Source organism: Castellaniella hirudinis (assembly GCF_047468865.1).
GTDB lineage: Bacteria > Pseudomonadota > Gammaproteobacteria > Burkholderiales > Burkholderiaceae_B > Castellaniella > Castellaniella hirudinis_A.
Map to the genome: position 1 here is coordinate 78,657 of NZ_JBLGTV010000004.1, position 14,988 is coordinate 93,644.

General features: G+C 67.1%; 10 protein-coding genes and 1 tRNA gene. 6 read left to right on the top strand and 5 right to left on the bottom strand.

The window, feature by feature from the left end:
• Window positions 1–19 precede the first annotated feature (19 nt).
• Window positions 20–655 (top strand): carbonic anhydrase, encoded by a 636-nt coding sequence (locus ACMHYJ_RS07365; RefSeq protein ID WP_414245568.1) that lies wholly within the window; start codon window positions 20–22, stop codon window positions 653–655.
• On the opposite strand, the gene ACMHYJ_RS07370 is transcribed toward ACMHYJ_RS07365, so the two are convergent.
• Entirely contained in the window at window positions 646–3,423 is a 2,778-nt protein-coding gene (locus ACMHYJ_RS07370) for an EAL domain-containing protein (RefSeq protein WP_414245569.1), read from the bottom strand. The genes ACMHYJ_RS07365 and ACMHYJ_RS07370 overlap by 10 nt on opposite strands.
• Window positions 3,424–3,638: 215 nt before the next feature.
• On the opposite strand from ACMHYJ_RS07370, the gene ACMHYJ_RS07375 reads away from it, so the two are divergent.
• The 3 genes from ACMHYJ_RS07375 to ACMHYJ_RS07385 all read left to right on the top strand — a co-directional run bounded on the left by ACMHYJ_RS07375 (window position 3,639) and on the right by ACMHYJ_RS07385 (window position 7,205).
• Entirely contained in the window at window positions 3,639–4,133 is a 495-nt protein-coding gene (locus ACMHYJ_RS07375; protein ID WP_414245570.1) for a GAF domain-containing protein, read from the top strand.
• Window positions 4,134–4,242: 109 nt separating this feature from the next.
• Window positions 4,243–6,054, top strand: coding sequence for a putative bifunctional diguanylate cyclase/phosphodiesterase (locus ACMHYJ_RS07380; RefSeq protein ID WP_414245571.1), 1,812 nt, complete (start codon window positions 4,243–4,245; stop codon window positions 6,052–6,054).
• A complete protein-coding gene (locus tag ACMHYJ_RS07385) occupies window positions 6,051–7,205 on the top strand; it encodes a PQQ-dependent sugar dehydrogenase (protein WP_414245572.1) in 1,155 nt (384 codons plus the stop codon). The genes ACMHYJ_RS07380 and ACMHYJ_RS07385 overlap by 4 nt, the downstream gene beginning before the upstream one ends.
• Before the next feature lie 66 nt (window positions 7,206–7,271).
• Here ACMHYJ_RS07385 and ACMHYJ_RS07390 read toward each other — a convergent pair.
• Together ACMHYJ_RS07390 and ACMHYJ_RS07395 are read right to left on the bottom strand one after the other, a co-directional pair.
• Window positions 7,272–7,348: transfer RNA gene (locus ACMHYJ_RS07390), tRNA-Pro, on the bottom strand.
• A 101-nt stretch (window positions 7,349–7,449) separates the two neighbouring features.
• Window positions 7,450–8,415 (bottom strand): polyprenyl synthetase family protein, encoded by a 966-nt coding sequence (locus ACMHYJ_RS07395; protein WP_414245573.1) that lies wholly within the window; start codon window positions 8,413–8,415, stop codon window positions 7,450–7,452.
• An 81-nt stretch (window positions 8,416–8,496) separates the two neighbouring features.
• Between ACMHYJ_RS07395 and ACMHYJ_RS07400 the strand changes: the two genes are divergently transcribed.
• Both ACMHYJ_RS07400 and ACMHYJ_RS07405 read left to right on the top strand, forming a co-directional pair.
• A complete protein-coding gene (locus ACMHYJ_RS07400; RefSeq protein ID WP_414245574.1) occupies window positions 8,497–9,363 on the top strand; it encodes an ATP-binding protein in 867 nt (288 codons plus the stop codon).
• A gap of 21 nt (window positions 9,364–9,384) precedes the next feature.
• The gene (locus ACMHYJ_RS07405) at window positions 9,385–10,380 is read left to right on the top strand and encodes a Nudix family hydrolase (RefSeq protein WP_414245575.1); all 996 of its coding nucleotides are present in this window, start codon (window positions 9,385–9,387) and stop codon (window positions 10,378–10,380) included.
• A 9-nt stretch (window positions 10,381–10,389) separates the two neighbouring features.
• Here the strand turns inward: ACMHYJ_RS07405 and ACMHYJ_RS07410 are convergent, their stop codons facing one another.
• Both ACMHYJ_RS07410 and ACMHYJ_RS07415 read right to left on the bottom strand, forming a co-directional pair.
• Window positions 10,390–11,856, bottom strand: a complete 1,467-nt coding sequence (locus tag ACMHYJ_RS07410) for an efflux transporter outer membrane subunit (RefSeq protein ID WP_414245576.1) — start codon at window positions 11,854–11,856, stop codon at window positions 10,390–10,392.
• Between the two features lie 31 nt (window positions 11,857–11,887).
• Window positions 11,888–14,986: an efflux RND transporter permease subunit gene (locus ACMHYJ_RS07415; RefSeq protein ID WP_414245577.1), complete on the bottom strand. Its 3,099-nt coding sequence runs from the start codon at window positions 14,984–14,986 to the stop codon at window positions 11,888–11,890.
• Between the last annotated feature and the right edge of the window lie 2 nt (window positions 14,987–14,988).

Sequence of the window (14,988 nt, forward strand, 5' to 3'; positions counted from 1 at the left end):
AACCCACAAGGACATCATCGTGTTTCCTCAACGATTGACCGAAGGCTACCAATCTTTCATGCGCGGACGGCTGGCAACCGAACGCGCCCGCTACCTGGATCTGGCCCAATACGGCCAGCACCCCGACATCATGCTGATCAGCTGCGGCGATTCACGGGTGGCGCCGGAAACCATCTTCGACGCCAGCCCCGGCGAAATGTTCGTGGTGCGCAACATCGCCGGCATCGTCCCCCCCTGCGAGGCCGACCCGGAAACCGCTTTCCACGGCACCAGCGCCTGCATCGAATTCGGCGTCAACGCCCTGGAAGTCGGCCATATCGTCATCATGGGCCATGCCAGCTGCGGCGGGGTGTCCGCCTACGCCAACCAGGCCGCCCCGTTGTCCCAGCCGGATTTCATCGGCAAGTGGATGTCGCAGATTAAGCCCGTGGTCGACGAGATCGGCCCGCGCACGGGTGACTACGCCGGCTGGATCCGTCAGATCGAATGGGGCGTCGTGGAATACAGCATGCGCAACCTGCTGACTTTCCCCACCGTGCGCGAACGGGTGGAGGCCGGCGCGCTGGCCATCCACGGGGCTTATTTCGGGGTGGCCACCGGGGTGCTGTTCATCCGCAACCCCGGCACCGGCCAATTCGAGCCCTATCAGGACTGAGCCGAGCCGGCTTCCCGCAGCCAGGCGACGGCCTGGTCTTCGGGCATGGGCCGGCCGATGCCATAGCCCTGCCCCACATCGCAGCCCATCTCGCGCAGCAGGTGCTGCACCGCCGTGGTTTCAATGCCCTCGGCAATCACCTTCAGGCCCAGGGTATGGCTCATGTCGATGATCGAGCGCACGATGGCGGCCAGGTCGGCGTCCTCCTCCATCCCCGCCACAAAGGACTGGTCGATCTTCAAGGCATCGACAGGCAGGCGATTCAGGTAGGCGAACGATGAATAGCCTGTGCCAAAATCATCAATGGACAACCGCACGCCCAGGCCGTGCAGAGCATACAGCGTGCGCAGCGCCCGGGCGGGATCGGCCATGATCACGCTTTCCGTGACTTCGAGTTCCAGCAGGGCCGGATCCAGCCCGTGATGGATCAGGGCGTCTTCGACCTGCTGCGGGAAATACTCATCCAGCAGGTTGCGCGCTGAAATATTGACCGCCATCCCCACCCCGGGCCGCACCGCCTGCAGCCGCACACACGCGGCCACGGCCTGATCCACCACCCAGCGGGTGAAGGGATGGATCAGGTCGGAGATCTCGATGATGGGAATGAACTGCGCGGGCGGGATCAGGCCGCGTTCGGGGTGGTTCCAGCGCGTCAGGGCCTCGAACCCCACGGGCGTGCCTTCGGCGTGGTGCCCGGACTGCAAGACGATCTTGGGCTGCAAATGCAGCAAGAACTGCCCCTGGGCCAGCGCCGTGCGCAATTCGGCGCGCAAGAGCGGGCGGTCATGCACCTGCGAGCGATCCTGCGCATTGAACACCGCAATGCCCAGGCCTTCGCGCTTGGCGCGGCGCATGGCGGCGTCGGCAAACCGCACCAGTTCGTCCGGCGCCTGGGCGTGTTCGGGATACAAGGCCAGGCCGAAACTGCAATGGATGCGCAACTGCAATTCGTTGAAGACAAACGGCTCGCGGATCGCCGCCAGCAGCCGGGACACCCGCCCCCGGGCCTCGGCCTCGTTGCCGGTGTCCAGCAAGAAGGCGAATTCATCCCCGCCCAGCCGCGCCAGCACACAGTCCGGCCCCAGAATATCCCGGAAACGCTGCGCCACGGCCTGCAGCATGCGGTCGCCGACGTCATGCCCCAAGGCCCCGTTCACTTCCTTGAAACCGTCCAGGTTGGACATCACCAGCGCCCAGGGGCGGCCCGATGTCCACTGTGCGCGCTTGCGCAGGCGTTCGAGAATTTCGCCGCGATTCAGCAGCTGGGTCAGGGGGTCGTGCGTGGCCTGGTAGGCCAGGGCTTCCTGCTGCGCCTGGTATTCGGTGAGATCACGAATCACCAGCACATGCGCGGATTGTTCGGTGAAGGTCAGGAACAGGCTGCGCACCTCGACCAGCAGCGCATGGCCGTCGTGGTGCCGATGGTGTTCGTAGGAATAGGCGGTGTCCGGCTGATTGTCCAGCACCTCGATGCGCAAATCATCCAGCGACAGGGCCAGCAGTTCGGCGCGGGTGTAGCCATATTGGTGCAGGGCCTCGTCGTTGACCGCCAGGAAACGGCCGCTGTCCATCCCCATCACCAGCATGGGATTGGGGCTGCCCTCGAACAGCAGGCGATAGCTTTGCTCGGACTGCTGCAGATGGCGCTGCGCATTTTGCAGCGCATCGGCCATGGCATCGAATTGCTGGCCGATTTCGCGCAGGTCGCGGCCATGCAGCCGATTGCCGACGCGCCAGGAAAAATCCTGCGCGGCCAAGCGCCGCACCGCTTCGCGCAGATGATCCAGGCTGCGCCCCGCCGCCAGTTGCGTGAGGTTCCACCCCACCAGCATGACGCCCCCCAGCAACAGTCCCAGAACGAGCAAACCCATCCACAACGCCCGCCGGGCCTCGGCGTACAAGGCGGCTTCCGGGACGTCATAGCGCACGGAAATACCCAGCGGATCGCCCCGGGGGCCGCTGGGCATGGAAAAAGACACCCAGGGCTGGCCATCCGCGCCAGTATGGACTTCACGCAGCAAGCCAACGCCGGCGGCGGCGGGATATGGATCAATGCGTTCGCCCAGATGGCTGATGTCGCCCGGGACGCGCTGCAAGACATGGCCTTCGCGATCCAGTATCCATAAGCGGGCGCCCGGCATCAGGTCGGGAATGGCCGCCCCGGCGCGCAGATAGCTCAGGTTGAGACCGGCAAAAGCCACCCCCGACGTGATCCCCGAATCCCCCGAAATCCGCACCCCCAGCACCAGCGTGGGGATGTTGGACATGCGGCCGATGATGAAGCCGCCCAGCACCACGTCGGGCTGTTCCATCGCCTGGCGCACATAGGGGCGGTCTCCCAGGTAGGCCCCATCGGGATTGGGATCGGGCAAGCCCGAACACACCTGGTAGCCTTCGGCGTTGGTGGCCCCCAGGTTGAGGTAGCGCGGCAAATGCAACAACAGGGTGGCCAGGTAGCCCCGGCACTGATCCCATTGCGCGTCGCGCATGATGGGCGAATTGGACAACGCCAGCAGGACGTCCCGCGCATTGTCCAGCAAGGTGCGGTCATAGGCCACGGTGATCTGCACCAGGTTCTGCGCGTTGTGTTCGGCGACGGCGACCAGGCCCTTGTACTGATGCCAGATGTAATACCCCAGGCCGATGATGATGGGCACGGCGGCCACCAGCACCGCCACGAACAAGCGGGCGCGCAGGCTATCGAAAAACCCGGCGCGGGGGCTTTGGTCTTGGGCGGTACTGGAAGATTGGCCGCGCGCACTCGCCAAATCGAGCTCCTTGGGCAACCCCGAAACAGGGCATCCGAACGCTTAAAGCATCCAATATACACGGAATGCGGGATCGCCCAAAGCACCCTGCCCCCGGGCGGGCACTCGGCCAGACCAGCCCCCCAAGCCCCTTGCCGCCCACCCGCCGGGCCGGCCGCCGCCGCCCTGGAAAGGCCGATCTACAATACCCGCAACACAGCCAATCGGAATGCCCCATGTTCCATCTTTCCCCCCAGACCTTCGCCAGCAAGGCCGCCCACTATGCCAGCCTGGCCGAACAAGCCCGGCACCTGATCGCGGGCGAACCCAGCCTGATCGCCAACGCCGCCAATTTCAGCGCGCTGGTGTTCCACAGCCTGCCGCAGCTCAACTGGGCCGGGTTTTATCTTTTCGACGGCACCGAACTGGTGGTGGGCCCATTCCAGGGCAAGCCCGCCTGCATCCGCATTCCCATCGGAGCCGGGGTGTGCGGCACGGCGGCGCTCACCCGCCAGACCCAGGTGGTGCAAGACGTCAACCAATTCGACGGGCACATCCCCTGCGACGCCGCGTCGCAATCCGAGATCGTCGTGCCGCTGGTGCGCGCCGACGGCGCCCTGCTGGGCGTCTGGGACGTCGACAGCCCCGTGGCGGGGCGTTTCGGCGACGAAGACCGCGACGGGATGCAGGATCTGTGCCGGGTATTCATGCAGCACCTGGCGGATCACTGACGCGCCCGGGGCCGGGCGGTCACGACAAACAGGACAGGTATTCGCCGCCCCCTCATTCGGTTACCCTATTGAAGACGCCCTTCAAAGTACACCGCTTATGCCTATGTTCATGTCATGGCTGGCTTGGCCACTTTTACTGCTGATCGGCGCCGGCGCTTGGCTGCTGGCCCGCCGCGCCCGGCAACTGCGGCGGCAACTGCAGGCTGCGCGGCACGCCCTGGCCCATACCCAGGCCATGTTCGACGGCCTGAACGGCAACACGGTCATCGGCATCTACATGGTGAATGCGGCGGTTCAGTTCACCTATGCCAATGCCCAGTTGGCGCAAATCCTGGGATACGACCAAAAAACCCTGGCCGACCATTTCCCGCTGGATCGTATTTTCCCGCCCGACACCTACCAGGAAATCCGCACGCGCGCGGATCAGCGCCTGTCGGGCGCCGTGGCCCGCGCGCGCTACGAATGCCCCGCCATCCGCCGGGACAGCCGCCCGATCGACGTTGAAATCTATGGTTCGCAAATCATGCTGGACGGCCGCCCCACCATCATCGGCATGATGCTGGACATCACCGAGCGCAAACGCACCGAAGCCCTGGTCTGGCACCAGGCGCACTTCGACACGCTGACCCAATTGCCGAACCGCCAGTCTTTCCAAGACCGCCTGCAAGCCAGCGTCGCGCAGTCCCTCGCCAGCAAGCAGCCCTTTGCGCTGCTGTTTCTGGATCTCGACCAATTCAAAGAAGTCAACGACAACTACGGCCACAGCATGGGCGACGAACTGCTCAAGCAAGTGGCGCAACGCCTGCAAGCCTGCGTGGCGGACACCGATCAGCTGGCGCGCCAGGGCGGCGACGAATTCACCGTGATCCTGGCCGCGCCCGTCACGCCGCAACGTGCCCAGGCGGTCTGCCAGGCGGTGCTGGCGGCCATTGCCCGGCCCTTCGACCTGCAGCAGCAAACCGTGCAGATTTCCATCAGCGCCGGGCTGACGTTTTTCCCCCAGGACGGCGTGGACGCCGCCACCCTGCTGAAACACGCCGACCTGGCCCTGTATGCGGCCAAGAACCTGGGCCGCAACCGCTACTGCGCATTCACGGATTCGATGCGCCAGGACGCCCAGGAACGGCGGGCCCTGCTGCAAGACCTGCACACCGCCATCGAGGCGCGGCAATTCCATTTGCTGTACCAGCCCGTGGTGGAAATGCGCACGGGGCGCACCATCAAGGCCGAAGCCCTGATCCGCTGGCAACACCCGCAACGCGGCCTGGTCGGCCCGGGCGACTTCATCCCTCTGGCCGAGGAATCCGGCCTGATCGTCCCCATCGGCAACTGGGTGTTCGATACCGCCAGCAAACAACTGGCCCTTTGGCGGCAGGATGCCCTGCCATCGTTCGTGGTGGGGATCAACGTTTCGCCCGCGCAGTTCGAGGACGCGGGGCTGGATCCCACCCGCTGGATCGCGGCGCTGCACGGGCTGGGCCTGCCGGGCAGCGCCCTGACAGTGGAAATCACCGAGCAGGTCTTGATGGGGGCCGAAGACCACGTCAGTTCACGCCTGCTGCAGTTCCGCGACGCGGGCATCCAGGTGGCGCTGGACGATTTCGGCACAGGGTACTCGTCGCTGGCCTACCTGCAGCGCTTCGATGTGGATTTCGTCAAGATCGACCAATGCTTCGTGCGCAACCTCGGCCCCGAATCCAGCGATCTGATCCTGTGCCGGGCCATCATCGCCATGGCCCACCAGCTGGGCCTGGAAGTGATCGCCGAGGGCATCGAAACCGAAGACCAGCACCTGATCCTGAAAGACATCGGCTGCGACTACGGCCAGGGCTATTGGTATGCCCGGCCCATGCGCGCAGAACAGATCAGCCTGCGGCTGCAGGCTGAAAAATCCCTCTCCGAAGGAACCCGCATGCCATGAACCGATCCGCTATCCGGGCCAGCCTGATGCTGGCGGCCTTGCTGGCCCTGCCGCTGCCTCGGGTCTACGGTCAAAGCCAGGCAGCGCCGACCAACGCGGGCGCCATCGCGCCTGACGCCGAAACGCCCTTCGCCACCCAGCGCATCGCCACATTCAACGGCCCCTGGGCCATCGCCTTCCTGCCGGACGGCCGCCTCGCGGTCACCGAAAAAGCGGGGCGCATGTTCCTAGTCACGCAGGCGGGCGCCAAGACCGCCATCCAGGGCGTCCCCACCGTCTACGACCGGGGCCAGAACGGCCTGCTGGACGTGGCGCCGTCGCCGGATTTCAGCCAGGATCACACCTTGTATTTCACCTTCGTGGCGCCGGAAGAAGCGGGCGGCGCGCTGGTTCTGGCCCGCGCCCAGCTACAGGAAGCCGCCGGCGCGGCACGCCTGGACATGCCGGAAATCCTGTGGCGGCAGCAACCGCCCAGCCGCGGGGGACAGCCGGGCGGCATCATTGCCTTTTCGCCGGATGGCAGGCAGCTCTTTCTGACGGTCGGCGATCGGATGGAGCCCGCCGCCTCCCAGGATCCCGACGCGGCCCGCGGCAAGATCCTGCGCTTGAACCGGGATGGCTCCGCCCCCGGCGACAACCCCATGGCCGGACAAGCCGGCATCCGCGCGCTGACCTGGACGACCGGCCACCGCAACCCATACGGCCTGGCCTTCGCCCCCGACGGCCGGCTATGGGAACACGAGATGGGCCCCCGAGGCGGCGACGAGCTGAACCTGATCCTGCCCGGCGAAAACTACGGCTGGCCGGAGGTCTCCAACGGCAAGCAGTACAGCGGCATCCCGATCCCCCGGCACAGCACCCGCCCGGAATTCGAGGCGCCCCGCCTCTACTGGAGCCCGGTCATCGCCCCCGCCGGACTGGCGTTCTACCAGGGGCCGCAATTCCCCGCGTGGCGGGGATCGGCGCTGATCGGCGGCCTGCGGGGCGAAGGCCTGGTGCGGGTCGGCTTCGACGCGAACGGCGGCGCCCGGCAAGCCGGCCGCTGGGCATTGGACGCGCGCATCCGCGACGTCGCCGTCGCGGCCGATGGGGCCATCTGGATCATCCAGGACGGCGCCGACGCCGCCTTGCTGCGCCTGACGGCCAAGTGACGGCGCATGCCCCGAGCCCATAGAAAAAGCCGGATCGGCTAAATGCTGATCCGGCTTTTTGAATGGTGGTCGGGGTGACATGATTCGAACATGCGACTCCTACGTCCCGAACGTAGTACTCTACCAGGCTGAGCTACACCCCGACGGTGTCTGCTGGCCAAGCACCCGCCTGACGGCGGCCATACCTGGCTGGCAATCACGGGGCGATAAAAACAAAAAACACAAAAAGCCCCGTGCGGGAAAATCAACGGTCACGATCAACCGCGAAAGCACAGAATTTTAGCAGAGTTTCACGATAAACGGAATCGGGGAAAGCCGACAAGGCCTGGCGGGCGGTTTCGGCCTCGGCCCGGGCGGCCTGGCGGGTGTAGTCCAGGGCATCCGTGGCATGGATGGCATGCGCCACGGCCTCGAAATCCGCATCGCCGGTTTCGATGGCGCGGCGGATCAGGTCGCGCTGGGCGGGCGTGCCGGTTTCCAGCACCCGGATCAACGGCAAGGTGGGCTTGCCCTCGCGCAGGTCGTCGCCCACATTCTTGCCCAGGGCCTGCACGTCGCCGCTGTAGTCCAGCACGTCGTCGATCAGTTGGAAAGCCGTGCCGACATGCCGCCCATAGGCCGCCGCTGCGGCTTGCTGGGCAGGCGTGGCGGCGGAGATGATCGCCCCCACCTGAGCGGCGGCCTCGAACAGTTTCGCGGTTTTATAGCGCACCACCTGCAGGTAGCGGTCCAGCGAGACATCGGGGTCGTGCACATTGAGCAGCTGCAGGACTTCGCCCTCGGCGATGACGGTGGTGGCCGCCGACAGCACGGCCATGGCCGCCATGGAATCGGATTCGACCATCATCTCGAAGGAGCGCGAATACAGGTAGTCGCCCACCAGCACGCTGGCCGCGTTGCCGAACACGGCATTGGCGGTTTCGCGCCCGCGGCGCATGTCGGATTCATCCACCACGTCGTCGTGCAGCAAGGTGGCGGTGTGGATGAATTCGACCACCGCCGCCAGGCGATGGTGGTTGTCCCCCCGATAACCCAGGGCCCCCGCCACCAGCAGCACCATGGCGGGGCGCATGCGCTTGCCGCCCGCCCCGACGATGTAATCGCCGATCGTGCGGATCAGGACGACCTCGGAATCCAGGCGGGCGCGGATCACGGCATCGACCGCCTGCATGTCGGACACTATCGGGGCGAAAAGTTCGGAGAAGTTCAAAGCAGACCCAGCTACAGTAGGGCGCGGCACCCGCCGCGAAGACCCAGATTATACTTTCCCGATCACAATCAGGAGAACCGCGTGCCCGACCCCGAATTGCAGGTATTGATTCAACGCGCGCTGGGCGTGCTGGCCCAGCTGGAGGCCTGGCTGCCGCCCGCCCCGCCCGCCATCGACTGGCGCGCCCGCGCCTATCGCTGGCAGCGCCGGGGCGCGCGCGGCTGGCTGGAGGCCGTGCACCGCATCGCCCCCATCCACCTGGACGACCTGCGGCACGTCGAACAACAAAAAGAAACCCTGCAGCGCAATACCCTGGCCTTTCTGCAGGGCAGGCCCGCCAACAACGTCCTGATGACCGGAGCGCGCGGCACGGGCAAAAGCTCGCTGGTGCGCGCCTTGCTGGACGCCTATGCCGACCAGGGCCTGCGCCTGATCGAAATCGACAAGGCCGATCTGGGCGACCTGGGCCGGATCATCGACCTGATCGCGGATCGCCCGGAGCGCTTCCTGGTGTTTTGCGACGACCTGTCCTTCGAGGAAGGCGAAGCCGGCTACAAGGCCCTGAAATCCGCCCTGGACGGCTCGGTGGCCGCCCCCGGCGACAACCTGCTGATCATCGCCACCTCCAACCGGCGCCACCTGATGCCGGAATACATGCGCGAAAACCTGCAGGCCAAGCATCAGCCCGACGGCGAAATCCACCCCGGCGAAACCGTGGAGGAAAAAATCTCGCTCTCCGAGCGCTTTGGCCTGTGGCTGTCGTTTTACCCGTTCGCCCAGACCGACTACCTGGACATCGTCAACCACTGGCTTTCCGTCCACGGCTGCCCGGCGGAACACCACGAGGCGGCGCGCGCGGAGGCCCTGCAATGGGCTTTGTCGCGCGGGTCGCGCTCGGGCCGGGTGGCCCGCCAGTTCGCCCGCGACTGGGCGGCCCGCCATCTTTGATTCCATTGCTGCTGATTGCCCATGAACACACCCGCTAAACCCTATGTACGCGTTGCCGCCGGCCTGATTCTGGATACCCGGGGCCGATTGCTGCTGGGGCAGCGCCCCGACGGCAAGGCCTGGCCCGGCTGGTGGGAATTCCCCGGCGGCAAGATCGAAGCCGGCGAAACCGTCGAACAGGCCCTGGTGCGCGAGCTGGACGAAGAACTGGGCATCCAGGCCACCCGGGTCTATCCCTGGGTGGTGCACGTGCACGAATACCCAAAGTCCATCGTCGAGCTGGCCTTTTGCCAGGTCACGGCCTGGCAGGGCGAACCCCATGGCCGCGAAAACCAGGCGCTGGACTGGGTAGACCCCTGGGACATCCGCCTGGACGAGTCCGAACACCCGATTGCGCCGGGCGGCGGCTCTTTGCTGCCGGCCGCCACCCCGCCCCTGCGCTGGCTGCGCCTGCCCACGCACTACCGCGTCAGCCACATCGGCGATCCGGGCCGCCTCGACGCCTGGCTGGCCCAGCTGCGCCAAGAACTGATGCTGGGCCTGCGGCTGGTGCAGTTCCGCGAACCCGACTGGGCCGGGGACGCGGCCAGCCTGCGGCAGGCTTTCCTGGACACCCTGGCGCTCTGCCGCCAGCATGGCGCCCGCTGCCTGATCAACAGTTGCCATCCGCCGGCCTGGTGGCCCCAGGCCGACGGCGTGCAGCTGCGGGCCGCCGATGCCGCGCGCATCCTGGCGCAGGACACCCGCCCGCCCGGCTGGCTGGGGGTATCGGCCCATCATCCGCAGGATATCGACTGCGCCCGCCAGCTGCAGGCGGATTTCGTAGTGCTGGGCCACGCCCAGCCCACCGCCAGCCACCCGGATCGCCCTGCCCTGGGCTGGGATCAGTTCCGCCGCCTGGCCGCGACGGCGGGGCGGCCGGTGTTCGCCATCGGGGGGCAGTCGCTCGACACCCTGGACATCGCCCGCCGCCACGGGGCGCACGGGGTCGCCGCCATCCGGGGGGCGCTGGTCTAGACATAAGCGCTAGGACGGCGATCCGCCGCCCTGGGCGGCCACCAAAGTCACGGCGGCCGTCAGGCGCTGGGCCTGCAGATCCAGGGCGTTTTGCGCCGCCGCCAGGGCGCTGGCCTGCGCCTGCACGACGCTCAGATAATCCACCAGACCGGCCAGGTACTGGTTATTCACCTGGCGCAGGGTATCTTGCGCCGCCGCCAGGGCCAGAGCCTGGGCGTGTTGCTCCTCGACCAGGGCCTGCGACTGGATCAGGGCGTCCTCGACTTCGCGCAGGGCATCCAGCACGATCTTGCGGTATTGCGCCGCCTGGGCATCGTAGGCCGCCTGCGCCGACGCCACGCCCGCGCGGCGGGCGCCGCCATCGAACAGGCTCAACGCCAGGCTGGGGCCCAGGGTCCAGAAGCGCGCCGGGGCCATGATCCAGGAAGCGAATTCACCAGCCCGGAAGCCCCCCTGGGCGCTCAGAGTCAAATCCGGGAACCAGGCCGCCTGGGCCACGCCGAGCTGGGCATTGGCCTGGGCCACGCGGCGCTCGGCAGCGGCGATATCGGGGCGCTGCCGCAACAGCGCCGATGGCACGCCCACCGGCACGGCGGGCACGGCGGGCAGGGGCGCGGCCGCCGGCATCTGGAAAGCCGCCGGGGCCAGGCCCAGCAACACGGCCAGGGCGTGCCGCTGCTGTTCACGCTGCCAGCCCAGGCGGATGCGCTGCACGCGGGTCTGTTCCAATTGCGCGGTCGCCGCCGCCACATCCGCGGATGACGCCACCCCGGCGTCATAGCGGTTGCGGGTGACCTGCAAGGCGCGGGCATACTCATCCAGCGTGCGGGCCAGCAAGGCATCCTGCTGCTGGCTGACGCGCACCGCAAAATACGTCCGGGCCAATGCGGACTGCAGGCTCAGGCGCATCGCGTCCAGATCGGCCCGGCTGGCCTGCTGGCCGGCCTGGGCGCTTTCCACGCCCCGGCGCACCCGGCCCCATAAATCGACTTCCCAACTGGCGGTGGCCGACAGCGAATAATTGGTCGCGGGATTATTGGCGCTGGACACCCCCTGGCCCGCGCGCGTGGTGGATACCCCCGCATCCAGCGACGGAAACAGGCCGGATCGGGCGCTGCCCAGGGCGGCCTGGGCCTGGCGGTACTGGGCTTCGGCCTGGGCCAGGTCTGGATTGGCCAGGGGCATGCGGGCCATCAGCGCATCCAGGCCGGGGTCGTCGAACACTCGCCACCACGCCGCGGGCAAGCGCGCATCCCCCGGCTGGGCCGGCAGCCACTGGCCCGCCGGGGCGTGGGCATAATGGCCGCCGGTGTCCAGCGCCGGAACCTGATAATCCGGGCCCACCGCGCAAGCGGACAGCGCCAGGGCCGCCAGGGCCGCCAACGCCAGGCGCGGGCCGCCCCGGGCCGGCCGGCCCGGGACGCGCCGCATCGCGGGCGCATGCAAAAAAACAAACTGGAATCGAGTGCTGAACACGGCGGATCTCGTCAGAAAATCAGAAAAACAGTCATTGCGGCGCCCGCTGCGTCTGCCGGCCGCGTCGCCAGCGGCCACGCAAACGATCCAGACTCAGGTACACCACGGGGGTGGTGTACAGCGTCAGCACCTGGCTGACCAGCAAGCCGCCCAATATCGTCAAACCCAAGGGCTGGCGCATTTCGACCCCGGCCCCCGTGGCTAGCAGCAGCGGCAAAGCCCCCAGCATGGCCGACAGCGTCGTCATCAGAATGGGACGCAAGCGCGCCAGACAGGCCCGGTAGATGGCCTCGCGGGGATCCAGGCCCTCACGACGCTGGGCCTGCAGGGCAAAATCCACCATCATGATCGCGTTTTTCTTCACGATGCCGATCAGCAGAAACACCCCGATCAAGGCGATCAGGGTGAATTCCATATCGAACAGGCGCAAGGCCAGCAAGGCCCCGATGCCCGCCGAGGGCAGGGTGGACAGAATCGTGATCGGGTGCAGCGTGCTTTCGTACAGCATGCCCAGCACCAGGTACATGGCCACCAGGGCGGCCAGCAGCATCCACGGCTGCTGCGCGACCGCATTGCGCATCATGCTGGAACTCTCGTCCAGGCCGGACTGCAGTTCGCGGCTGGGCAGGCTGATGCGGGCCACCGCCTGGTCGATGGCCCCCAGCGCCTGATCCAGCGACACTCCCGGCGCCAGGCCGAAGGAAATCGAGTCCGCCGCCAGCAGACCGTCGTGGTTGACCGAACGCGGCGCCGTGCCCTCGGTGATGCGGGTAAAGGCGGTCAACGGCACGCGCTGGCCCTGCGCATTGACCACCTGCAGGGCCTGCAGGGAGTGCAGATCCCGGGCATATTGCGGCTGCACGCCCATCACCACGTGGTATTGGTTCAGCGCGCCATACAGCACGGCCACCTGGCGCTGGCTGAAGGCATTGTTCAAAACGCCCGCCAGGTCGGCCATCTGCACGCCCAACTGGCGGGCCGCGTCGCGATCCACCGTCAGTTCGACGCGCCGGCCCTTGTCCTCGACGTCCTCGTCCACATCCACCAGCTCCGGCAGGGCCGCCAGCGCCCGGCGCACCTTGGGCATCCAGTCGTTCAACAAGGCCAGGTCGCTGCCCATCAACTGATAGGCATACGACCCCGAGCGCGACGAATGGCCCACGAAAATGTCTTGCTGCGGCACCAGGAACATGCGCGCGCCCGGGACGTGCTCGAAGCGGGGCCGCAGGCGGTTGACCACCTCGCCGGCGCTGGCGCTGCGGGCATCCAGCGGTTTCAGCTGGATCTGGATGAAGCTGGAATTGCCGCCCCCCCGCCCCCCGGCGTAGGCGGTGACGGTATCCACGGCGGGATCGGCCAGCAGAACCCGGCGGAAGGCATCCAGGCGCTGCTGGGTGTCCTCGAAGGAAGTGCCCGTATCCACCCGGAAGAAGCCCATCAGTTGGCCGGTATCCTGCTGCGGGAAAAACCCCTTGGGCACCGAAACATACAAATACACATTGAGGCCGATGGTGGCCAGCAGCAACGACAGCACAATCCGGGGATGGCCCAGCGCCCAGCCCAGGGATTGCTGATACGCCCGCCCGCCCGCCTGGCCCAGGCGGTGCGACAGGCGGGCGAGGGCCGCGCGCCGCACCGGCGGCCCCGGCGGGGCGGCGCGCAGCAGCTGGGCCGCCATCACCGGCGTCAGCGTCACCGACACCAGTAGCGACACGGCGATCGCCACCGACAGCGTGACGGCGAATTCCTCGAACAAGCGCCCGACCAGCCCGCCCACCAGCCACAGCGGAATGAACACCGCCACCAGCGAAACGCTCATGGCGACCACGGTGAAACCGACTTCCGCCACCCCGCGCAAAGCCGCCCGCGCAGGCCGAATGCCGCGTTCGATGTGGCGCGTGATGTTTTCCAGCACCACGATGGCGTCGTCCACCACGAAACCGGTGGCCACGATCAAGGCCATCAGGGAAATGCTGTTCAGGCTGAAATCCAGCCACCACATCAGGCTGAAGGTGCTGACCAGCGAGGCCGGCACGGCAATCGCCGGGATCAGCGCGGCGCGCCAATTACCCAGGAAGGCGAACACCACGGCCACCACCAGGCAGACCGACAGCACCAGGGTCAGCTCCGCTTCGTGCAAAGAGGCGCGGATGCTGGGCGTGCGGTCCTGGGCGATGGTCAGGCGCACCTGGGCGGGCAGCATCGCCTGCAGGGCGGGCAGCCGGTCGCGCACCGCATCCACGGTGTCGATGATGTTGGCGTCGGTCTGGCGGCGGATGATCAACAGCACCGCCGCCTGGTCATTGAAATACCCGACTTGGTTGGTGTCCTCGACCGAATCCTCCACCTGGGCCACATCGCTCAGGCGGATCGGGCGGCCGTCGCGCCAGTCGATGACCAGGGGGGCGTAGTCGGCGGCCTTGCGCAACTGCTCGCCCCCATGGATCTGCCACTGCTGCGCATCCAGGCGCACCAGCCCCCCGGGCCGCAGCGAATTCACATCCTGCAGCACTTGGCGCACCCGATCCAGCGGCACGCCCATGGCCTCCAGCGCCCGAGGGTTGAGCTGTACCCGCACGGCGGGCAAGGAACTGCCCCCCACGGTGACCTGCCCCACCCCCTGGGTCTGCGCCAGTTTCTGGGCCAGCACGGTGGAGGCCAGGTCGTAGAGCTCGCCCCGGCTGGCCGTGGGCGACGTCAAGGCCAGCGTCATGATGGGCGAGGACGAGGAATTGACCTTGCGATAGACCGGATTGCCGCGCATGCCCGAAGGCAGCATGGGACGCGCCACGTTGATGGCCGCCTGCACGTCGCGCGCCGCGCTGTTGATGTCGCGGCCCAGGTCGAACATCAGCGAGATTTCCGTCTGGCCTTCGCCGCTGCGGGAACTCATGCTGCTGATCCCGGCGATGGCGCCCAGGGATTGTTCCAGCGGCATGGCCACGCTGGAAGCCATGGTTTCCGGGCTGGCGCCCGGCAGGGAGGCCGACACGGAAATCATGGGGAAATCCACCTGCGGCAAAGGGGCCACCGGCAGAAAACGCAAGGCCAGCACCCCCGCCAGCACCATGGCCAGACACAGCAGGGACGTCCCCACCGGGCGGCGCAGGAACAAGGCGAAAAACCGCATGG

What these genes read in the sequence shown, in the direction of transcription:
- ACMHYJ_RS07385 (WP_414245572.1), top strand. Translation starts at nt 6,051, where the DNA reads ATGAACCGATCCGCTATCCGGGCCAGCCTGATGCTGGCGGCCTTGCTG.
- ACMHYJ_RS07380 (WP_414245571.1), top strand. Translation starts at nt 4,243, where the DNA reads ATGTCATGGCTGGCTTGGCCACTTTTACTGCTGATCGGCGCCGGCGCT.
- ACMHYJ_RS07405 (WP_414245575.1), top strand. Translation starts at nt 9,385, where the DNA reads ATGAACACACCCGCTAAACCCTATGTACGCGTTGCCGCCGGCCTGATT.
- ACMHYJ_RS07375 (WP_414245570.1), top strand. Translation starts at nt 3,639, where the DNA reads ATGTTCCATCTTTCCCCCCAGACCTTCGCCAGCAAGGCCGCCCACTAT.
- ACMHYJ_RS07415 (WP_414245577.1), bottom strand. Translation starts at nt 14,986, where the DNA reads ATGCGGTTTTTCGCCTTGTTCCTGCGCCGCCCGGTGGGGACGTCCCTG.